Genomic DNA, 18,742 nt, shown 5'->3' with positions numbered 1-18,742 from the left:
CCCTGTCGTCCCTGTTCGGGCCATGCCACCTCCTTTCTCTCGCCATCAGTGTAGTCACAATGGACGTCAGCGGGGCCGGCTACGCAAGCCTGGCTGCGAGTGATAAGCTGGAGGCCGAATCATGGCCTGGACTTCATCATGTCTGCACTCCCCGGAACACGCATCCTGATCGGGATCGGCGCCGGCATTGCCGCCTACAAGATCGCCCAGCTGGCGCGCCTGCTCAAGCAGGCCGGCTGCGAGGTGCGAGTGGTCATGACCGAAGGCGCCCAGGCCTTTATCGCCCCCATGACGTTTCAGGCATTGACCGGCGAAAACGTACGCACTTCGCTGCTCGACCCGGAAGCCGAGGCCGGCATGGGCCATATCGAGCTGGCGCGCTGGGCCGATCGCCTCATCATCGCGCCGGCCACGGCCGATCTGATGGCGCGCCTGGCCCATGGCATGGCCGATGACCTGCTCACCACCCTGTGCCTGGCCAGCCGCGCCGAGAAGTTCCTGGCGCCGGCCATGAACCAGGCCATGTGGGCCCACCCGGCGACTGCCCGTAATGCCCGTCAGCTCGCCGAGGACGGCTGGCAGTTGCTCGGCCCGGGGCATGGCGACCAGGCCTGTGGCGATGTGGGGGCCGGTCGCATGCTCGAGCCCGAAGCGCTGGCGGAGCGGCTGCTCTCCCCCCGCGAGCTACCGGCCCGCGGCCTGCGGCTGGTCATCACCGCCGGTCCCACGCGTGAGGCCATCGACCCGGTGCGCTACCTCTCCAACCACAGCTCCGGCAAGATGGGCTATGCCCTGGCCGCGCGTGCCGTGGCTCTGGGGGCCGATGTGGTGCTGATCAGCGGCCCGGTGGCGCTGGCTACCCCGGCAGGCGTAACCCGAATCGATGTCGAGAGCGCCAGCGAGATGCTGGCCGCAGCCGAGGCTCATGCAGACGGGGCGGACATCTTCATCGGCTGTGCCGCCGTGGCCGATTACCGTGCTGCCAGTGCCGCCGAGCACAAGCTCAAGAAAGGTGATGACGGCAGCGGCATGACCCTGGCGCTGGTCAGAAACCCGGATATCATCGCCACCATCGCCGCCCGGGCCGACCGCCCCTTCGTCATCGGCTTCGCCGCGGAGACCCGCGATCTCGAGCGTTACGGGCGCGACAAGCTGACCCGCAAGCGCCTCGACATGGTCGTAGCCAATGATGTCTCCAGTGCCGGTCTGGGCTTCGGCGCCGATGACAACGCGGCCATGCTGCTTTGGCAGCGCGGCGACACCATCGACCAGCGCCACCTGCCACCCCAGCCCAAGACGTGCCTGGCCGATGCCATCCTCGAGCAGGCGCTGCACTGCCTGTCCTGCGCGAGCCCTGAATGAACCATTGCGGAAACCCCACACATGCCGACCCCCACTGATCGTCCTCGCCTTGCCGTCAAACTGCTCGACGAGCGCATGCGCGACTATCTCCCCCACTACGCTTCCAGTGGCTCCGCCGGCATGGACCTGCGAGCCCTGCTCGATGCGCCCCTGACCCTGGAGCCGGGCGACTGCGAGCTCATCCATACCGGCCTGGCCATCCACATCGCCGACCCAAAGCTGGCCGGTCTGGTGCTGCCGCGGTCGGGGCTGGGCCACAAGCACGGCATTGTGCTCGGCAACCTGGTCGGCCTGATCGACTCCGATTATCAGGGCGAGCTGATGATCTCCGTCTGGAACCGCGGCAGCAAGTCCTTCACGCTGGAGCCCTTTGAACGCCTGGCCCAGTACCTTGTCGTGCCGGTGGTGCAGGCCGAGCTCGAGCTCGTCGACGATTTTGACGCCAGCGCACGCGGCCCGGGCGGCTTTGGCAGCTCCGGCCGCCACTGACGGCACGCCTTCTCCTTTACTCTCTGGACGCTCAAGGACTGACCGCATGACCACTGATTACCTGCAACACGCGCCCGCCTCGATTTTTCGTGCCTATGACATTCGCGGCGTGGTCGATGACACCCTGACCGAGCCCGGCGTCGAGGGCATCGGCCACGCCATCGGCAGTGCCGCCCGAGCCAGGGGCGAGAATCGCGTCGTCGTGGCGCGAGATGGCCGCCTCTCCGGCCCGCGCATGCTCGGCGCCCTGACCCGTGGCCTAACCGCGGCAGGCTGCGATGTCATCGACATCGGCATGGTGCCGACGCCGGTACTCTACTTCGCCACCCATGTCGTGGAAGGCACGACCTCGGGTGTCATGGTCACCGGCAGTCATAACCCGCCCGACTACAATGGCTTCAAGATCGTGCTGGGCGGCGAGACGCTTTCCGGCGAGACCATCACCGACCTGCACCGCCGCCTGCAGGAAGGCGACCTGAGCGAGGGCGCTGGCGAGGTCAGCGAGCAGGACCTGCGCGATGCCTATCTGGAACGCATCCTCGGCGATGTCTCCCTGGCACGCCCCCTCAAGGCCGTGGTCGACTGCGGCAACGGCGTGGCCGGCGAGCTGGGGCCGAAGCTCATCGAGCGCCTGGGCGCCGAGACCATCCCGCTGTTCGCCGAGATCGACGGCACCTTCCCCAACCATCATCCCGACCCCGGCAAGCCGGAAAATCTCCAGGACCTGATCGCCGAGGTGCAGTCCAGCGGCGCCGATATCGGCCTGGCCTTCGACGGCGACGGCGACCGCCTGGGGGTGATCACGCCCGCTGGCAAGCTGATCTACCCCGACCACCTGATGATGGCCTTCGCCGAGGACATGCTCGAGCGCAACCCCGGCGCCCGGGTCATCTTCGACGTCAAGTGCACCGGCAACCTGGCCCGGGTGATCGAGAAGGCGGGCGGCACCCCGGAGATGTGGCGCACCGGACACTCCCTGATCAAGGGACGCATGAAGGAGAACGGCGCACTGCTGGCCGGCGAGATGAGTGGCCACATCTTCTTCAAGGAGCGCTGGTACGGCTTCGACGATGGCCTCTATGGGGCCGCGCGCCTGCTGGAAGTCCTGTCGCGGCAGGACGCCGACGCCGACGCCTTTTTCGCGCGCTATCCGCAGGACATCGGGACGCCGGAAATCAATGTCACGGTGACCGACGAGACCAAGTTCGACCTGGTCGAGCGCCTCGCCCGGGACGGCGACTTCGGCGATGATGGCGTGAAAACGACCCTCGACGGCATTCGCGTCGACTACCCGGACGGCTGGGGCCTGTGCCGCGCGTCCAACACCACCCCGGTGCTGGTGCTGCGCTTCGAGGGCAAGAGTGACGAGGCCCTGGCACGCATTCGCGCCCGTTTCGCCGATGCGCTTCAGCAGGTCGCTCCATCTCTCGACATCGACCTTTGAGTCCGGCTGACCGATACACAGGGAGTTCGCCATGAGCGATACGACGCGTGACCCACGCCAGGTCGTGGAAGTACTGTCCGAGGCATTGCCTTACATCCAGCGCTTCTCGGGCAAGACGGTGGTGGTCAAGTATGGCGGCAACGCCATGACCGAGGACACACTGATCGACTCCTTTGCCCGCGACATCGTCCTGATGAAGGAAGTCGGCATCAACCCGGTGGTGGTGCATGGCGGCGGGCCGCAGATCGGCGAGCTGCTCGGCAAGCTCAATATCGAGTCGCGCTTCGTCAATGGCATGCGCATCACCGATGCGGAAACCATGGACGTGGTCGAGATGGTGCTGGGAGGCCTGGTCAACAAGGACATCGTCAACCTGATCAACCAGAGCGGCGGCAAGGCCATCGGCCTGACCGGCAAGGACGGCGGCCAGATTCGCGCCCATCAGTTGCAGGTCGAGCAGCAGACGCTCGACATGGCGGCTTCGGAGATCATCGATATCGGCCACGTCGGCGTGGTTGAAAGCATCTCCACCGACCTCATCGAGATGCTCGCCGCCCGCGACTTCATTCCGGTGATCGCGCCCATCGGCGTCGATGAGCAGGGACGCAGCTACAACATCAATGCCGACCTGGTGGCCGGCAAGGTGGCCGAGGCGCTGGATGCCGAGAAGCTGATGCTGCTGACCAATGTGGCCGGCCTGATGAATACCGAAGGCGAGGTGATGACCGGGCTGAGCACCGCCCAGGTCGATGCCCTGATCGCCGACGGCACCATCCATGGCGGCATGCTGCCCAAGATCCGCTGCGCCCTGGATGCCGTGAAGGGCGGCGTGGCCAGTGCCCACATCGTCGACGGCCGGGTCGCCCACGCCACCCTGCTGGAGATTTTCACCAATGCCGGCGTCGGCACCCTGATCACGGATACTGGTGGTGAGAATGCATGACAACCAGCGTCGTCCTGCTGAAGCGGGGCGCCGGGGGCAAGCCTAAGAGGAGGTCCGACGCCCAGGGAGGGCGTCGGTAGCGTACAGGGAAGTATTCATAGCGCCTCCTCGCAGGCTTGCCAACGGGTCAGCCCCGCAGCACCACACTCCAGGTTCTCTCGATTAGGCTAGTACGACCATGACGCAGCAAGCACCCGCTTCCAGCCGACGCGATCATATCCTGCAGGGATTGGCGCTGATGCTCGAGGAAGACAGCGGCAAGCGCATCACCACGGCCGCCCTGGCGCGCCAGGTGGGCCTCTCGGAAGCCGCGCTGTACCGCCACTTCCCGAGCAAGGCGCGCATGTTTGAGGGGCTCATCGAGTTCATCGAACAGACCCTTTTCGAGCGCATCACACGCATCCTCGACGAGGTTCAGGACGCCATCCCGCGCTGCGAACGCCTGATGATGCTGGTGCTGGCCTTCGCCGAAAAGAACCCGGGGCTCTCCCGGGTTCTGGGGGGCGACGCCCTGACCGGCGAAACGCCGCGACTGCGCCAGCGCATTCATCAACTGTTCGAGCGCCTGGAAACCCAGCTCAAGCAGATCCTGCGCGAGGCCGAGATTCACGAGCACCGCCGCCCGGCCCTGCCGGTGGCGGCGGCCGCCAACCTGCTGACCGCCGTGATCGAGGGCCGTATCTCGCAATACGTGCGCTCCGACTTCAAGCATCTGCCAACGCGGCACTGGGACGACCAGTGGCAGGCGCTCGCCGGCCAGCTGCTGCGTGCCCCCTCGCCATCCGCCCGATGACCCTGCCCTGAAACGCCAATGCCCCGGCCTGAAGACCGGGGCATTGATAGAGAGTCGACGATGACCGGCAGCGCCTGATCAGGCCACCAGGGCATCCCCGAGGTGCTGACGCACCTTCTTCATGGCATTCTTCTCGAGCTGGCGGATGCGCTCGGCGGAAACGCCGTAGACGTCGGCGAGGTCATGGAGGGTCGACTTGTGCTCACTCAACCAGCGGCGCTGAAGAATGTCCCGCGACCGCTCGTCGAGATCCGCAAGGGCCACCCGCAGGCGCTGAGTGGAATCCTCTTCCCAGTCGCTGTCTTCCAGCTGGGTCGCCGGGTCCTGGGAGGCATCGTCCAGGAACTGGGCCGGCGCCTGATAGGCGGAATCTTCATCCTCGCCACCCGGGGGAACATCGAAGCCGGCATCGTGCGCCGACAGCCGCCCTTCCATCTCGCGGACCACCTCGGGCTTGACGTCGAGGTCCTTGGCAATGGCATCCACTTCGTTGGTGTTCAGCCAGGCCAGGCGCTTCTTGGCACCGCGCAGGTTGAAGAACAGCTTGCGCTGAGCCTTGGTGGTCGCCACCTTGACGATCCGCCAGTTGCGCAGCACGTATTCGTGAATCTCGGCCTTGATCCAGTGCACGGCGAAAGACACCAGCCGAACGCCCTGGTAGGGGTCGAAGCGCTTGACCGCCTTCATCAGGCCAACGTTGCCTTCCTGGATCAAGTCGGCCTGGGCCAGACCATAGCCGGAATAACTGCGCGCGATATGCACGACGAAGCGTAGATGCGACATGACCAGGCGACGCGCCGCCTCGAGGTCGCCCTCGTCGTGCAGACGGTAGGCCAGGTCACGCTCTTCGTCGACGGTGAGCATGGGGATGCCATTCACCGCCTGAATGTAGCCATTGAGGTCATGACCCGGTGACAGGTACCCCACCGGCAGAAGACTGGTGCTCATGTGCAGATTGTCTCCTCGAAACCCATGTGTGAATCGGCAATTGCTGCCTTGGACGGCAAAGGGTTCATTTGGTTCCGGCTAACGATAAATTTGTCACCTGCTTTTGGTGTCAAACCCGTACAGCGTGACATCAGCGGGGCCGAATCTGTGCCAGATGACGACTGACCGCAATCCAGGCACCCAGCCAGCCTAATACTGTACTACACGCAAGCAGTGTTGCCGACCCCCCCGGCCCCAGCGTCGGCAGCACGAAACTGGCGCCATAGCTCGAGGCCAGTGCCGATACCGGCCCGGCGAGCCAGTCACCCCCCAGCGTCAGCAGCCCCCAGGCCAGCAGCCCACCGCCCAGGCCGTACCAGGCACCGCTGTACAGGAAAGGGCGCCGCACGAACTGGTGGGTGGCACCGATCAGGGTCACCACCTCGATTTCCTTGCGCCGATTCTCCACGGCCAGGCGTATGGTGTTGCCCACCACTAGCAGCACGCCCATGCCGAACAGTACGCCGAGCGCCAGGGTCACGCGCTGCCCGAGTTCGGCGAGATGCCGTAAACGCTCCAGCCAGGCCAGGTCGAGACGCACTTCCTCGACCCCGCTGACACCGCCGAGCCGCTCGGCCAGTCGGCGCACTGCCTTGGGTGCCGGGTCCGACGGTGAAATCACCACGCTGGCCGGCAAGGGGTTGCCCGGCAGGCGCGCCAGGGCATCCTCGAGGCCCAGCGATTGCTGAAACTCGGCCATGCCATCCTCGGCGGTGATCAGGCGCGTCGCTTCCACGCCCTGCTCGGCCGCCAGCGCCTCCTCGATACGACCGGCCTCGGCGGCATCGACTCGGGTCTCGAGGTAGGCCGTCAGGGTCGCGCTTTCCTCAAGCTCGGCATCGAGCAGCCGCGCACTGTCCAGCGTCAACCACAGGGCCGCGGGCAGCACCAGGGCGATGGCGATCGCCAGCATGGTCAGCAGACTGCCCACCGGATAGCGCAGCAAACGCCGCACGCTGTCCAGCGCCATGGCGCGATGATGACGCCCCCAGCTGCGCCAGCGCCCGCTGGTACCGGCACGCTGAGTGCGCGCCCCACGCCGTGACGCTTCCTGTGGTTGGCGGCTCACCCTCCCTCCTCGTCGCCGACCAGGCGGCCATCTTGCAAGCGCAGGGTACGGTGCCGGAGACGGGCAATCAGCGCCAGATCGTGACTGGCGACCATGACCGTCGTTCCGATGCGATTGAAATCCTCGAACAGCGACATGATATCGGCGGACAACTGAGGGTCGAGGTTACCGGTGGGCTCATCGGCCAGCAGCAGGGCCGGCTTGTTGACCACGGCGCGGGCGATGCCCACGCGCTGCTGCTCGCCACCGGAAAGCTCTACCGGCAGCGCCTTTTCTCGATGCAGCAGGCCGACCTTGTCGAGGGCAGCACGCACTCGACGGGCCGCCTCGCGCGGCTCCATGCCCTGGATCTCCAGCGGCAGGGCGACGTTGTGATAGATGGAGCGGTCGAACAGCAGCTGGTGGTCCTGGAAGACCACGCCGATCTGGCGCCGGTAGAAGGGCACCTGGGTGGCATGGAGCTGGTCGATGTCATGGCCGGCCACCAGGATGCGCCCGCGGCTGGGACGCTCCAGGCGCATGATCAGGCGCAGCAATGAGCTCTTGCCCGCGCCCGAATGCCCGGTCAGAAAGACCATCTCGCCCCGCTTCACTCGGAAGTTGAGGTGGGCCAGGGCTTCGAAGCGCCCTCCATAGCGCTTGCCGACATGCTCGAAGGCAATCATTCCGAGGCGTCACCCTTGTCGAAGAGGGCATCCACGAAATCACGGGCGGCGAAGGGCCGCAGGTCGTCAAGGGTCTCGCCGACCCCGATAAAGCGAATCGGCGTCCCCAGCTGCTGCGCCAGGGCAAAGATGATACCGCCCTTGGCGGTACCATCCAGCTTGGTCAGGGTGATGCCGGTGACCGGCACCGCCTCGTTAAAGGTCGAGGCCTGGGACAGCGCATTCTGACCGGTACCGGCATCGAGCACCAGCATCACCTCGTGGGGCGCTTCGGCATCGAGCTTGCCGAGCACGCGGCGCACCTTCTTGAGCTCTTCCATGAGGTGCGACTTGTTGTGCAGGCGCCCGGCGGTGTCGGCGATCAGCACATCGACACCCCTGGCCTTGGCCGCGGCCAGGGCGTCATAGACCACCGAGGCACTGTCGGCCCCGGTATGCTGAGCCACCACCGGCACATCGTTACGCTCGCCCCAGATCTGCAACTGCTCGACGGCGGCGGCCCGGAAGGTATCGCCGGCGGCCAGCATCACGCTGCGCCCCTCGCGCTGGAAGCGCTGGGTCAGCTTGCCGATGGTGGTGGTCTTGCCCACGCCATTGACGCCGACCACCAGGATGACAAAGGGCCCCTGCCCCTTGGGCGGCAGCTCGAGAGGCTGAGTCACGCCCTCCAGCAGGGCGGTGAGCTCTTCCTGCAGGGCATGATAAAGGGCCTGGGGATCCTTGAGCTCCTTGCGCGACACCCGCTCGGTCAAGCGCTCGATGATCTCCGTGGTTGCCTCGATGCCCACATCCGCCATCAGCAGCTGGGTCTCGAGCTCCTCCATGAGATCATCGTCGATCTGCTTGCGCCCCATGAAGAGCCCTGCAAGCCCATCGGCCAGATTGGCTCGGGTCTTGCCCAGCCCCTGCTTGATGCGGGCAAACCAGCCTTTCTTCTCGCTGCGCGGCTTGTCCCTGGGCGCCACGGCGGCGGGTTCCGGTTCCGGTTCCGGTTCAGGCTCGGGCGTCGGCTCAGGCTCAGGGTTCGGCTCCGGTTCGGGCGTCGGCTCGGGCTCGGGAATCGGCTCCGGTTCGGGCTCACCTTCCGGCACCGGCGCCGGCTCGACTTCGGACAGGGGCTCGGCAGCCTGCGGCTCGCGGCGAGACTCGACATCCGGCGGCGTCTCAGACTCGGCCTCTCGGAGCGACTCGGGCTCTGCCGCGGCGGGCTGCTCTTCGGCCGGCGCTGACTCGTCGCGCTCGACCTCCTGCTCAGGCGTTTCGACCGCCTGATCCTGCTGCTTCTTCTTGCGCTTGAAAAAACCGAACATGGGGGGATTCAGCCTCGCGGGTGAACGAATGCCCACATCCTACCATCGCGCATCATGACTGTGGACACAGGGCCCGCTACAATCGCGCACATGACTCGACGACGTTCCCGACGCACGCCACCTGCCGCGCGTGGCCGCCCGGCCGGCCAGCCTCAGGGCAAGCTGCGCATCATCGGCGGCGAATACCGCCGCCGCCAGCTGCCGGTCCTCGACCTACCCGGGCTGCGCCCCACGCCCGACCGGGTGCGCGAAACCCTGTTCAACTGGCTGGGGCCGACGCTCGCCGGCTGTCGTGTGCTGGATCTCTTCGCCGGCAGCGGCGCCCTGGGCCTGGAAGCCCTGTCACGCGGCGCCGGTGACACGACCCTGGTCGAGCTCGACGCCCGAGCCAGCCGCACCCTGAGCGACAACTTGGCCAGCCTGGGCATCGCTCGGGCCGAGGTGGTCAAGTGCGACGCCCGCCGCTTTCTCGAGGGCGAGCCGGCCGCCTATTCGCTGGTGTTTGTCGACCCGCCCTTCCATCAGGACCTCGCCGCGCCCTGCTGTGCCGCCCTGGAGCAGGGCTGGCTTAGCGAAGAGGCGAGCATCTATGTGGAAACCGAAACATCACTCGAGCCACGGGTGCCCGACAACTGGACACTGCATCGCGAAGTACGCGCGGGAGAAGGCACGGGGCGACTCTATCGACGCCATCCCGGCCACCACGATTGCGGCGATAAAGACGCTTGCTGAGCCCCGCCGGCGGAGTTACGCTGCCGACTGCAGGAAGCGCTCAACGGGCCGAGCCCGACTCAGCTAGACATCACCAGGAGAAACGGATGAGCAACGAACTCTTCAACCAGCTCGAACAGAAGGTCTCCAGCGCCGTGGAGGCTCTGGAGTTGATGAAAATGGAAGCCGAGGAGCTGCGCGAGGAAAACACCCGCCTCAAGCAGGAACGCGAGGAATGGGAACGTCGCTTGTCCGCCCTGCTGGGCAAGCTCGACGAGATCGACACCGGCAGCGCGTCATCGTCGCAGGAAGCACAGCAGCAACCGGCCCACCAGCACGGTTGAGCCTTGGCTCACGCCTCGCGCATGCGGCGTGACATCAGCAAGGCGTCCTCCCGCCCGGCGCCGTCCAGCGATGGATAATAATCGCGACGGCGCCCGTCCTCGACAAACCCCCAGTGCCGATACAAGCGAATGGCCCCGGCATTGCCGACCCTGACCTCGAGCTGCAGAGATTCACTGCGCCAGCCGCGTGCCTCACCCAGCACCGCTTGCATCAACCGCCCGGCCAGGCCCTGCCGGCGCTCCCCGGGCGCCACCAGCAGAGACTGCAGCTCGGCATCGAAGGGCAGACGCGACACATGGGCATAGGCAAGCAAGCGCCCGTCCGCCTGGATCCCCAGGAGCCGCTCACTGCGATCCAGAAGGGCCGGCTTCAAGCGGCCCGCCGCCAGGGGGAAGGGTTGCGAGACCCGCTCGAGCTCGACCACCGCGGCCAGATCGGCAGCGTCCAGCGGGCGCACCTCAGCGGCCGGCATCGCTTGTGCTCCACAGCCCTGGCCAGTCGGCCAGCTCCGGCAGCAGGCGCCTCTTGGCCTCGGCGCTCGCGCTGAGCGTCTGCAGGTCAGGCCCATGCCAGACCGGCAATGACAGCAACTCGCTCCAGCCATCTCCCAGATTCAGCAACTGACCCAGCACGCCGGGATCAGCGAAGGCCTCGCCGAACAGCAGCAGGCGCTCGGGCTGCCAGCCGCGCTGGCGACGGCCATTGAGGAAGGCGCGCAGCCCATCCTGAGCCTCATCCAGCGGTGACTCCACCGGCAGGCCTTCGAGCTGTGGCCAGCGAAAGCTCTCGAAGCGCGGCGCCTGGCCGGGCACCACGGCAGCCGCGCGCAGCAGATTGCCCAGCAGGCGATACTCGGTGTCGCTGGGCCCGTGCTCTGTGGGTAGCACCACCAACCAACGACCATCCAGACAGCTGATCTGCCAGGTGAAACGCAGGGCCTGCGCGGGCGTGGCATGCCCGGGAGATGCGGCCGCCTCGGCAGACTCGGCGAGTGAAGGCGATGTCGCGGGGTCCTCAACGGCCTGCTCGGCGGCCTGCCCCGGCACCAGATCCCCCAGCAGGGCCCGCGCCTTGCGCGGCCCGGCCGGTGGTCGCACGCTGTCTTGCCGCGGCTGGCTGGGCTGAGCCCGGGCGTCACCGGCGTCGTCCAGCAGGGCATGCAGCCGCTCACCGGGAGCGCTGGCAGTCTCCGAGGCGGGCGACTCCCACTCACAGGATGGCGTTTCCAGCGCATTGGGCATCCGGTAACGCGCCACCCAGGCCGTGAGCCCCATGGCCTCCAGGTACTGCAGCCGATGCGGCTCGCTGGTCACGATCCGTCACCGCCCCGGCAGTCCGGCGAGTCCGGCCGCGAAGCGCCACGTGACTGCCATTCGCCGGGCGTGTAGGGGTGCAGGGCCAGGGCATGTACCGGCCCGGCCAGTTCATCGGCCAGCAACGCATAGATCTGTTGATGGCGCTTGACCGGCATCAGGCCTTCGAAACGCGCCGACACCAGGGTGACCTTGAAGTGGGTCTCGGCATTGGCCGGCACATTGTGTCGATGACTCTCGTTCTCCACCGTCAGAAAGGTGGGTTCGAGGGCCTGGAGCTTCTCTTCGATGGTCGACTGGGTGCTCATGTCGGCTCCCCGATGATGAGTGGTGAATGCACAATCAGGCTCTCATTGTACGCTTTCAGAAGCGTCGCGACGACGGGCACGCATCGCGCCCTGCGCGCGCGAGACACGTGCCAGGCTCGTCAGCAGGGCCAGCCCGCCGGCCACCGCACCACCCCACAGGGCCCACTGTACCGGTGCTCCGGTCGACAGGCAGGCCCCGACCAGCGCCACCCCCATGGCCTGACCGACGGTGCGCGTGGTGCTCATCACGCCTGACGCATTGGCGCTGCGCTCGACCGGCACGCTGGTCATCAGCTCGCGATTGTTGGGCGGCTGAAAGAGGCCGAAGCCAAGGCCGCAGAGGGCAGTACGCCACAGGCAGTCGAGTATCCCGGCCTGCTCCCCCAGGCCTCCCAGCGCCAGCAGGCCGGCGATCAGCACCACCAGGCCCAGGCTGGCGATCAGTCCGGGGTTGACCCGATCGGCGAGGCGCCCCGCCAGCGGCCCGCCCAGCATGATCATCAGGGGCCAGGGGGTAAACAAAAAGGCGGTTTCCAGCGGCGAAAACCCCATGCCCTGCTGATAGAGGAACGACAGGGCCACAAAGGCCAGCCCCTGGCCGACGAACGCCAGCCCCTGGGATACCACGGCCAGGCTGAAACGCGGCTGACGAAACAGCGTCAACGGCAGAATGGGAAAAGCCACCCGCTGCTGGCGCCGCACGAAGAGCCCGCCGGCGATCAGGCTCAGCGCCAGCCAGCCCAGCGTGCGCCAGAGCGGCGTCTGGTGCCCCACGCCATCCAGGGCCAGGAAAAGCGCGCCCAGCATGAGTATCGCCCCGCAGGCCCCGGGGCCATCGAAACCGCCACGCCGCCCTCGCTCACGGGGCAAGGCCCGCCAGGCCAGCAGTACCGCCAGCATGCCGATGGGCACCGGCAGGGCGAACAGCCAGGGCCAATCGGCCACCGACAGCACCAGCCCGCCGATCGCCGGCCCGGCGGTATAGCCGGTGGCGACGACCAGCGAGCTCAACCCCAGGGCACTTCCCAGCAACCGCGTGGGGAAAATGCTGCGATACAGCGACGGGCCGATCGACAGGGTCGCTGCCGCTCCCATGCCCTGCAGCGCCCGAAAACCCAGCAGCATGTCGAGATCCCGGGACAGGGCACTGCCGGCCGCCGCCACCACGAACAGACTCAGCCCGGCCACATAGAGCCGACGCCGGCCGATGATCTCGCTGAGTGCCGAAAAGACCAGCAGAAAGGCGGCACAGACCACCTGAAAGATATTGGTCACCCAGACCGCACTGGAGGACGGCACCTCCAGGCCAGCGGCAATCGAGGGCAGGGCCAGGTTGATCATGGTGGCATCGACCACGGCCATGGTGGTGCCGCAGATCAGCGCCAGCACGGCCAGCCGGCGTTCCGGGCCGGGCAGGCCGTCATCGCCCTCGCGGGTCGCAAAGAGTCGGCTCATGCGTCAGGGTCCATAACATGCAAAAACCGGCACGGGGCCGGCTTCAGCGTGATCCACTCGCACCACACACCGCCGCGGGCGGAGTGGCGCGGTGCGTCAGGGCATCAGTCCTGATCAGTTTCCAGCAGCATGCTGTCGTCTACCTCGGCGATTTCCAGCGCGGCCTCGTTATCCAGATCGATGGCCAGGTAGCTGTGCTCGACCCGCACGAAACGCTGAAAGAGCGACCAGTCCAGGGTCTCGGGCCACTGGCGCTCGTCTTCTTCCCAGGCGCGTAGCTCGGTCTCGAGAATCTCGAGGTAACGTTCGCGCACGAAGGCGTCGAGATTTTCCGGGGTATCCATCTCGGGAATCAGGTAAACGGTACTTTCCCGTTCGACGTCTTCCAGCGCCAGATCGTCATCCCCGACGGTGGGTTCCAGCGCATTGATCCAGTCCACGAAGTGCTGGGTCGGCCTGACACTCAGGGCGGAGCGGTTGAGCAGTTTCATCACGGTCTCCTCGACGTCGAAACGCTGACCATTATGGGCGCCAGAGGCGCCCCTTACCAACATTTCTGCAACGCAGCGCCATCAGTCTGCAACTTGCCAGCATCCTCACCACCCGGGAAGGAGCAAGGGCGCCGGGGACAAACCGGAGAGGAGGTCCGACGCCATGAAAGGCGTCGGTAGCGCCCAGGGAGGGGTTCATAGCGCCTCCTCGAGGGCTTGTCACCGGATCAGCCCCGCGCCAACGGTTGGTTGCTGAGCAAAGCGCCCCGCGCAACGCCGCGATTTGCGCGCGCAGGCATTTAAGCAGTACTTCCCTCGGGGCGCATGGCCGGAAACAGCAAGACATCGCGGATCGAGGCGCTGTCCGTGAGCAGCATCACCAGCCGGTCGATGCCGATGCCCTCGCCCGCCGTCGGCGGCATGCCATACTCCAGGGCCCGGACATAGTCGGCATCATAGTACATGGCCTCGTCGTCGCCGGCCTCCTTCTCGGCCACCTGAGCGGCAAAGCGCTCGGCCTGGTCCTCGGCATCATTGAGCTCGGAGAAACCATTGGCCAGCTCGCGGCCACCGACGAAGAACTCGAAACGCTCGGTGACGAAGGGATTGCTGTCCTTGCGACGCGCCAGCGGGCTGACCTCGGTGGGATAGTCGGTGATGAAGGTCGGCTGCTGCAGACGATGCTCGACGGTCTCCTCGAAGATCTCGATCTGCACCTTGCCGAGCCCCCAGCCCTCCTGGAGCTTGATACCCAGTCGCTTTGCAATCTCGCGGGCGGCGGATGCGTCGGCCAGCGCCTCGGCGCTGATGTCATCGTTATAGGCCAGGATGGCATCGAAGACGCTGAGACGCTCGAAGGGCTTGCCGAAATCATATTCGACGCTGTCAAGCACCTCGCCCTCGGCGTCCCTCACGCTATTGATCACCAGAGAGTCGCCCAGCACCGTGCGCGTCACCTGACGCAGCATGGCCTCGGTGAAGTCCATCAGGTCATGGTAGTCCGCATAGGCCTGGTAGTACTCGACCATGGTGAACTCGGGGTTGTGACGCGTGGACAGCCCTTCGTTGCGGAAATTGCGGTTGATCTCGAAGACCTTCTCGAAGCCGCCCACCACCAGTCGCTTGAGGTAAAGCTCCGGGGCGACGCGCAGGTACATGTCCATGTCCAGCGCATTGTGGTGGGTGATGAAGGGCCGTGCCGTGGCGCCGCCGGGGATCTGCTGCAGCATCGGCGTCTCGACTTCCATGAAACCGTGGTCCTCGAAGAAGCGGCGCATGGCGCTGATCACGCCGGCGCGGGTCTTGAAGACATCCCGCGAGCCGGGGTTCATGATCAGGTCGACATAACGCTGACGATAGCGAGCCTCCATGTCGGTCAGACCATGGAACTTGTCGGGCAGCGGGCGCAGGCTCTTGGTCAGCAGCCGCGCCTGCTCCATCATCACGTAGAGATCGCCCTTGCCCGACTTGTGCACCGGCCCGCTGCCGGCCACGATGTCGCCGATGTCCCAGCCCTTGATGTCCTCGAGCAGCTCGGCCGGCAGGCCCTTCTTGTCGACATACAGCTGAATCTGACCGGACACGTCCTGGATGACGATGAAGGGCCCGCGCTTGCGCAGGATACGCCCGGCCACGGCCGCCGGACGGCCCAGGGACTCGAGCTCGGCCTTGTCCTTCTCGCCCAGCTCTTCCTGCAGCTCCGCGGCCAGGCTGTCACGCCGGAAGTCATTGGGGAAGGCACTGCCTCCCTCGACGGCAGCACGTTCACGGCGTTCGGCCAGCTTGGCACGGCGCTCCGCGATCAGGTGATTCTCGTCGGTGGTCGCCGCGGAGGCCTGTGAGTTCTCCTGGTGGGCCATATTGCTACCTGTCATAAGTGGTCTACGGGCTTCGGATCGCGAGTTTCGAGCTGCGGGCCTCGAGCTTCAAGCTGCGGATTACGAGTTTCGAGCTGCGGGCCTCGAGCTTCGAGCTGCGGGTTGCGAGTTTCGAGCTGTGAGGCGGTTTCATTGCAGCTTCCGGCTTCAAGCTTCGGGGTTGGCTCGTTTCTCACAGTTCGTTTCTCGTAGCTCGTCCCTCGCAGCTCGCCTCGCGGGGCGCGTTACAGCCCCTGCTTCAAGCTGGCGATGATGTACTGATCCAGGTCACCGTCCAGCACCTTCTCGCAACTGCTGGACTGCACGCCGGTCCGCAGGTCCTTGATGCGCTGGTCATCCAGCACATAGGAACGGATCTGGCTTCCCCAGCCGATGTCGGACTTGGAGTCCTCGGCTTCCTGTTTGGCGGCATTGCGCTTTTCCATCTCGAGTTCCCACAGCTTCGCCCGCAGCTGTTTCATGGCGAAGTCGCGGTTGGCGTGCTGGCTGCGCTGGCTCTGGCAGGCCACCACGATACCGGTGGGCTCGTGAGTCACACGCACTGCGGAATCGGTGGTGTTGACGTGCTGGCCGCCGGCGCCACTGGAGCGATAGGTGTCAACGCGCAGGTCCGAGGGGTTGATCTCCACCTCGAAACTGTCGTCCACCTCGGGCGACAGGAACACCGAAGCGAAGGAGGTGTGACGCCGGCCGCCGGAATCGAACGGGCTCTTGCGCACCAGACGATGAACGCCGGTCTCGGTGCGCAGCCAGCCGAAGGCGTACTCGCCCTGGATGTGCACGGTGGCCGACTTGATGCCGGCCACATCACCGGCCGAGAGCTCGATCAGATCGGTCTTGAAGTCGTGATGCTCGGCCCAGCGCAGGTACATGCGCAGCAGCATATTGGCCCAGTCCTGGGCCTCGGTGCCGCCAGAACCCGCCTGAATATCCAGATAGGCGTTGTTGGGGTCCATCTCGCCGGAGAACATGCGCCGGAACTCGAGCTTCTCGAGATTGGCCTGGAGGCCCTCGAGCTCACGGCTCACTTCATCGACCGTGTCCGTGTCATCTTCCATCTCGGCCAGCTCGAGCAGGTCGCGGTTGTCGTTCAGACCGCGCTCCAGTTCATCGATGGTCTCCACCACCATCTCGAGGGTCGCCCGCTCCTTGCCAAGCTTCTGGGCATGATCAGGATCGCTCCAGACGTTGGGGTCCTCGAGCTCACGAGTGACTTCTTCTAGCCGTTCTTTCTTTTCGGCATAGTCAAAGATACCCCCTCAGGACGTCTGTCCGTTCAGACAGGTCCTTGATGAGGTTATTGATAGGATTGACTTCCTGCATGACGCTCGCCTAGTTTTTGAAAATGTCCGCCACACCCTAAAGCGTGTCGGCGGCCAAGGAAGGATCAGGTATTGTAGCCAAATGCCGTCACAGCGTCATCCCGTCTTGCCGTCGCGCCCTCTCGCATCGCACCGCGGCACATGGCACGCTGATATGACAGAGCGGGTTTCACTCGCCCATGACATCCCAATAAAGAAGGGACTCAAGATGCATCAACGCACGTCCCTGATGAGCGGCATAGCGCTTGCCTCTGCCCTGATGGCGTCGCCCGTGGCGGCACAGACCCTAGACATCGGCATCAGCGGCGACCCGAGCTCACTAGATCCCTCGCGAATCACCGGCGGTGTCTGGGAAGAGGACGTGCTGCGCGACATCTTCGAGGGCCTGATCGCCGTCAATGCCCAGGGCGAGATGATCCCCGGCGCGGCCAGTGACTGGACCGTCAGCGAGGACGGCAAGCGCTGGACCTTCACCCTGCGCGATGAGCTGCGCTGGTCGGACGGCGAACCGCTGACCGCCGAGGACTTCGTGTTCGCCCTGCGCCGCCAGGTGAACCCGGCAACCGCCTCCAACTATGCACATCGCCTCTATCCGGTGGTCAACGCCCAAGCGGTCAACGCCGGCGACAAGCCACTGGATGCGCTCGGCGTGGAAAGCCGGGATGACGGCCGCACCCTGGTCATCCACCTCGAGGAGCCCGCGGCCTACTTCCTCAAGACCCTGATCCTGCCCTTCGGCTACCCGCTGCCCGAGCACGCGGTCGAGGAGCATGGCGACGCCTGGAGCAAGCCCGAGAACATCGTCGTCAACGGCGCCTTCAAGCCCGTCAGCCGGGTCGCCAACACCCGCCTGGAAACCGCCCGCAACCCGGCGTATCACGCCGCCGACAGCGTCAGCCTGGAGGGCGTCAACTTCTTTCCGGTGGAGGACAAGAACGCCGGTATCTCGCGCTTCCGGGCCGGCGAGCTGGATATCCTGCGCGACTTCCCGGCGGCCCGCTATCAGTGGCTCGAGGACAACCTGCCGGAGGCCACCCGGATCACGCCCTCGCTGGGCAGCTATTACTATGCCTTCAACCTGGCCGAGAACTCCCCGGTCGCCGACAGGCGCATCCGCGAAGCCCTGTCGCTGGCCATTCGCCGCGAGGTGATCGCCAACCAGTTGCTCGATGGCGCCGTCACCCCGGCCCACTCACTGGTGCCCACCGGCGTCAACCACTACACCCCCGCCGTGCAGCCGGGGCTCGACGAGGACATGGAAACCCGCATGGCCCGCGCCCGCGAGCTCATGCAGGAAGCCGGCCATGGCCCGGACAACCCGCTGGAGCTGACCCTGCGCTACAACAGCAGCGAAGAGCACCAGCGTATCGCGGTAGCAGTAGCCGCCATGTGGGAGCCGCTGGGCGTCGAAGTCGAGATGCGCGCCAGCGAAGCCAATGTGCACTATTCCGAGCTCATGGAGGCCGACTTCCAGGTCGCCCGCGCCGCCTGGATCTCCAGCTACGACGATGCCCAGAACTTCCTTCAGCTGCTCTCCAGCGAAGGCACGAACAATTACGGCAACTATGCCAACCCGGAATTCGACCGCCTGCTCGGCGAGGCCGACCGCGAGTCGGACGACGACGCGCGGCGCGACATGATGGAGCGCGCCGAGGCCATGGCGCTGGCCGACTATCCGCTGGCACCCATCTATCTCTACAGTGCTCGCAACCTGGTCGACCCGGCCCTGAACGGCTGGGAGAACAACGCACTGGACATGCATCCGTCGCGTTACGTCTCGCTCGACGAAACCAACTGAGCCGACCGACCTGCGCCCCCGCTACTGCGGGGCGCAGCGGTGTGTCTGCGCTTCACTGAT

At 65.8% G+C, this 18,742-nt stretch carries 19 protein-coding genes; 8 read left to right on the top strand and 11 right to left on the bottom strand.

Annotation, left to right across the window (positions count from 1 at the left end):
• Positions 1 to 138: 138 nt before the first annotated feature.
• From coaBC to slmA, 5 genes are all read left to right on the top strand, one after another.
• On the top strand, positions 139 to 1,362 hold the full coding sequence (coaBC, locus tag QWY74_RS10780) for a bifunctional phosphopantothenoylcysteine decarboxylase/phosphopantothenate--cysteine ligase CoaBC (RefSeq protein WP_264826370.1): 1,224 nt from the start codon (positions 139 to 141) through the stop codon (positions 1,360 to 1,362).
• Positions 1,363 to 1,383: 21 nt separating this feature from the next.
• A complete protein-coding gene (gene dut / locus QWY74_RS10775; RefSeq protein WP_264826371.1) occupies positions 1,384 to 1,851 on the top strand; it encodes a dUTP diphosphatase in 468 nt (155 codons plus the stop codon).
• Between the two features lie 46 nt (positions 1,852 to 1,897).
• Positions 1,898 to 3,295, top strand: a complete 1,398-nt coding sequence (locus QWY74_RS10770; RefSeq protein WP_264826373.1) for a phosphomannomutase/phosphoglucomutase — start codon at positions 1,898 to 1,900, stop codon at positions 3,293 to 3,295.
• Positions 3,296 to 3,326: 31 nt separating this feature from the next.
• Positions 3,327 to 4,238 (top strand): acetylglutamate kinase, encoded by a 912-nt coding sequence (gene argB / locus QWY74_RS10765; RefSeq protein ID WP_264826375.1) that lies wholly within the window; start codon positions 3,327 to 3,329, stop codon positions 4,236 to 4,238.
• A 178-nt stretch (positions 4,239 to 4,416) separates the two neighbouring features.
• A complete protein-coding gene (gene slmA, locus QWY74_RS10760; RefSeq protein WP_264826377.1) occupies positions 4,417 to 5,031 on the top strand; it encodes a nucleoid occlusion factor SlmA in 615 nt (204 codons plus the stop codon).
• 78 nt (positions 5,032 to 5,109) lie between these two features.
• On the opposite strand, the gene rpoH is transcribed toward slmA, so the two are convergent.
• The 4 genes from rpoH to ftsY all read right to left on the bottom strand — a co-directional run bounded on the left by rpoH (position 5,110) and on the right by ftsY (position 9,062).
• Positions 5,110 to 5,979 (bottom strand): RNA polymerase sigma factor RpoH, encoded by an 870-nt coding sequence (gene rpoH, locus QWY74_RS10755; RefSeq protein ID WP_264826379.1) that lies wholly within the window; start codon positions 5,977 to 5,979, stop codon positions 5,110 to 5,112.
• A gap of 130 nt (positions 5,980 to 6,109) precedes the next feature.
• A complete protein-coding gene (ftsX, locus tag QWY74_RS10750) occupies positions 6,110 to 7,087 on the bottom strand; it encodes a permease-like cell division protein FtsX (protein ID WP_290314298.1) in 978 nt (325 codons plus the stop codon).
• The gene (gene ftsE / locus QWY74_RS10745; RefSeq protein WP_264826381.1) at positions 7,084 to 7,752 is read right to left on the bottom strand and encodes a cell division ATP-binding protein FtsE; all 669 of its coding nucleotides are present in this window, start codon (positions 7,750 to 7,752) and stop codon (positions 7,084 to 7,086) included. The genes ftsX and ftsE overlap by 4 nt, the downstream gene beginning before the upstream one ends.
• Positions 7,749 to 9,062 carry a signal recognition particle-docking protein FtsY gene (ftsY, locus tag QWY74_RS10740; protein WP_264826382.1) on the bottom strand — a complete coding sequence of 438 codons (1,314 nt, stop codon included), beginning with the start codon at positions 9,060 to 9,062 and terminating at the stop codon, positions 7,749 to 7,751. The genes ftsE and ftsY overlap by 4 nt, the downstream gene beginning before the upstream one ends.
• 90 nt (positions 9,063 to 9,152) lie before the next feature.
• Here ftsY and rsmD point away from each other — a divergent pair, with 90 nt between their 5' ends.
• Together rsmD and QWY74_RS10730 are read left to right on the top strand one after the other, a co-directional pair.
• Entirely contained in the window at positions 9,153 to 9,794 is a 642-nt protein-coding gene (gene rsmD / locus QWY74_RS10735; protein ID WP_264826383.1) for a 16S rRNA (guanine(966)-N(2))-methyltransferase RsmD, read from the top strand.
• Between the two features lie 86 nt (positions 9,795 to 9,880).
• Positions 9,881 to 10,117, top strand: a complete 237-nt coding sequence (locus QWY74_RS10730; RefSeq protein WP_264826384.1) for a cell division protein ZapB — start codon at positions 9,881 to 9,883, stop codon at positions 10,115 to 10,117.
• 8 nt (positions 10,118 to 10,125) lie between these two features.
• Here the strand turns inward: QWY74_RS10730 and QWY74_RS10725 are convergent, their stop codons facing one another.
• The 7 genes from QWY74_RS10725 to prfB all read right to left on the bottom strand — a co-directional run bounded on the left by QWY74_RS10725 (position 10,126) and on the right by prfB (position 16,885).
• Positions 10,126 to 10,590 (bottom strand): GNAT family N-acetyltransferase, encoded by a 465-nt coding sequence (locus tag QWY74_RS10725; protein ID WP_264826385.1) that lies wholly within the window; start codon positions 10,588 to 10,590, stop codon positions 10,126 to 10,128.
• Positions 10,577 to 11,431 (bottom strand): hypothetical protein, encoded by an 855-nt coding sequence (locus tag QWY74_RS10720; protein WP_264826386.1) that lies wholly within the window; start codon positions 11,429 to 11,431, stop codon positions 10,577 to 10,579. The genes QWY74_RS10725 and QWY74_RS10720 overlap by 14 nt, the downstream gene beginning before the upstream one ends.
• Positions 11,428 to 11,739 carry a BolA family protein gene (locus tag QWY74_RS10715; protein ID WP_264826387.1) on the bottom strand — a complete coding sequence of 104 codons (312 nt, stop codon included), beginning with the start codon at positions 11,737 to 11,739 and terminating at the stop codon, positions 11,428 to 11,430. Before QWY74_RS10715 ends, QWY74_RS10720 begins: the two co-directional genes overlap by 4 nt.
• Positions 11,740 to 11,781: 42 nt before the next feature.
• Positions 11,782 to 13,194, bottom strand: a complete 1,413-nt coding sequence (locus tag QWY74_RS10710; protein ID WP_264826388.1) for an MFS transporter — start codon at positions 13,192 to 13,194, stop codon at positions 11,782 to 11,784.
• A gap of 104 nt (positions 13,195 to 13,298) precedes the next feature.
• Positions 13,299 to 13,685 (bottom strand): hypothetical protein, encoded by a 387-nt coding sequence (locus QWY74_RS10705; protein ID WP_141321184.1) that lies wholly within the window; start codon positions 13,683 to 13,685, stop codon positions 13,299 to 13,301.
• Positions 13,686 to 13,984: 299 nt separating this feature from the next.
• Positions 13,985 to 15,544: a lysine--tRNA ligase gene (gene lysS / locus QWY74_RS10700; RefSeq protein ID WP_264826390.1), complete on the bottom strand. Its 1,560-nt coding sequence runs from the start codon at positions 15,542 to 15,544 to the stop codon at positions 13,985 to 13,987.
• A 242-nt stretch (positions 15,545 to 15,786) separates the two neighbouring features.
• A protein-coding gene (prfB, locus tag QWY74_RS10695; protein ID WP_264826391.1) for a peptide chain release factor 2 occupies positions 15,787 to 16,885 on the bottom strand; the annotation gives its coding sequence in 2 pieces (ribosomal slippage) (positions 15,787 to 16,809 and positions 16,811 to 16,885; 1,098 coding nt in all).
• 207 nt (positions 16,886 to 17,092) lie between these two features.
• Here prfB and QWY74_RS10690 point away from each other — a divergent pair.
• Positions 17,093 to 18,682 (top strand): peptide ABC transporter substrate-binding protein, encoded by a 1,590-nt coding sequence (locus QWY74_RS10690; RefSeq protein WP_290314296.1) that lies wholly within the window; start codon positions 17,093 to 17,095, stop codon positions 18,680 to 18,682.
• Positions 18,683 to 18,742: the final 60 nt, after the last annotated feature.

It is taken from the genome of Halomonas almeriensis (genome assembly GCF_030409235.1).
Lineage (GTDB): Bacteria > Pseudomonadota > Gammaproteobacteria > Pseudomonadales > Halomonadaceae > Halomonas > Halomonas almeriensis.
The sequence above is the reverse complement of the archived record's forward strand: the minus strand, read 5'-3'. Positions and strand labels throughout refer to the sequence as shown.

Excerpts from the sequence above, each read along its gene's own strand:
- ftsE (WP_264826381.1), bottom strand. The coding sequence starts at position 7,752 with ATGATTGCCTTCGAGCATGTCGGCAAGCGCTATGGAGGGCGCTTCGAA.
- QWY74_RS10705 (WP_141321184.1), bottom strand. The coding sequence starts at position 13,685 with ATGAAACTGCTCAACCGCTCCGCCCTGAGTGTCAGGCCGACCCAGCAC.
- QWY74_RS10710 (WP_264826388.1), bottom strand. The coding sequence starts at position 13,194 with ATGAGCCGACTCTTTGCGACCCGCGAGGGCGATGACGGCCTGCCCGGC.
- ftsY (WP_264826382.1), bottom strand. The coding sequence starts at position 9,062 with ATGTTCGGTTTTTTCAAGCGCAAGAAGAAGCAGCAGGATCAGGCGGTC.
- QWY74_RS10715 (WP_264826387.1), bottom strand. The coding sequence starts at position 11,739 with ATGAGCACCCAGTCGACCATCGAAGAGAAGCTCCAGGCCCTCGAACCC.
- dut (WP_264826371.1), top strand. The coding sequence starts at position 1,384 with ATGCCGACCCCCACTGATCGTCCTCGCCTTGCCGTCAAACTGCTCGAC.
- slmA (WP_264826377.1), top strand. The coding sequence starts at position 4,417 with ATGACGCAGCAAGCACCCGCTTCCAGCCGACGCGATCATATCCTGCAG.
- QWY74_RS10725 (WP_264826385.1), bottom strand. The coding sequence starts at position 10,590 with ATGCCGGCCGCTGAGGTGCGCCCGCTGGACGCTGCCGATCTGGCCGCG.
- rpoH (WP_264826379.1), bottom strand. The coding sequence starts at position 5,979 with ATGAGCACCAGTCTTCTGCCGGTGGGGTACCTGTCACCGGGTCATGAC.
- rsmD (WP_264826383.1), top strand. The coding sequence starts at position 9,153 with ATGACTCGACGACGTTCCCGACGCACGCCACCTGCCGCGCGTGGCCGC.
- lysS (WP_264826390.1), bottom strand. The coding sequence starts at position 15,544 with ATGGCCCACCAGGAGAACTCACAGGCCTCCGCGGCGACCACCGACGAG.
- QWY74_RS10690 (WP_290314296.1), top strand. The coding sequence starts at position 17,093 with ATGCATCAACGCACGTCCCTGATGAGCGGCATAGCGCTTGCCTCTGCC.
- argB (WP_264826375.1), top strand. The coding sequence starts at position 3,327 with ATGAGCGATACGACGCGTGACCCACGCCAGGTCGTGGAAGTACTGTCC.
- QWY74_RS10730 (WP_264826384.1), top strand. The coding sequence starts at position 9,881 with ATGAGCAACGAACTCTTCAACCAGCTCGAACAGAAGGTCTCCAGCGCC.
- QWY74_RS10770 (WP_264826373.1), top strand. The coding sequence starts at position 1,898 with ATGACCACTGATTACCTGCAACACGCGCCCGCCTCGATTTTTCGTGCC.
- coaBC (WP_264826370.1), top strand. The coding sequence starts at position 139 with ATGTCTGCACTCCCCGGAACACGCATCCTGATCGGGATCGGCGCCGGC.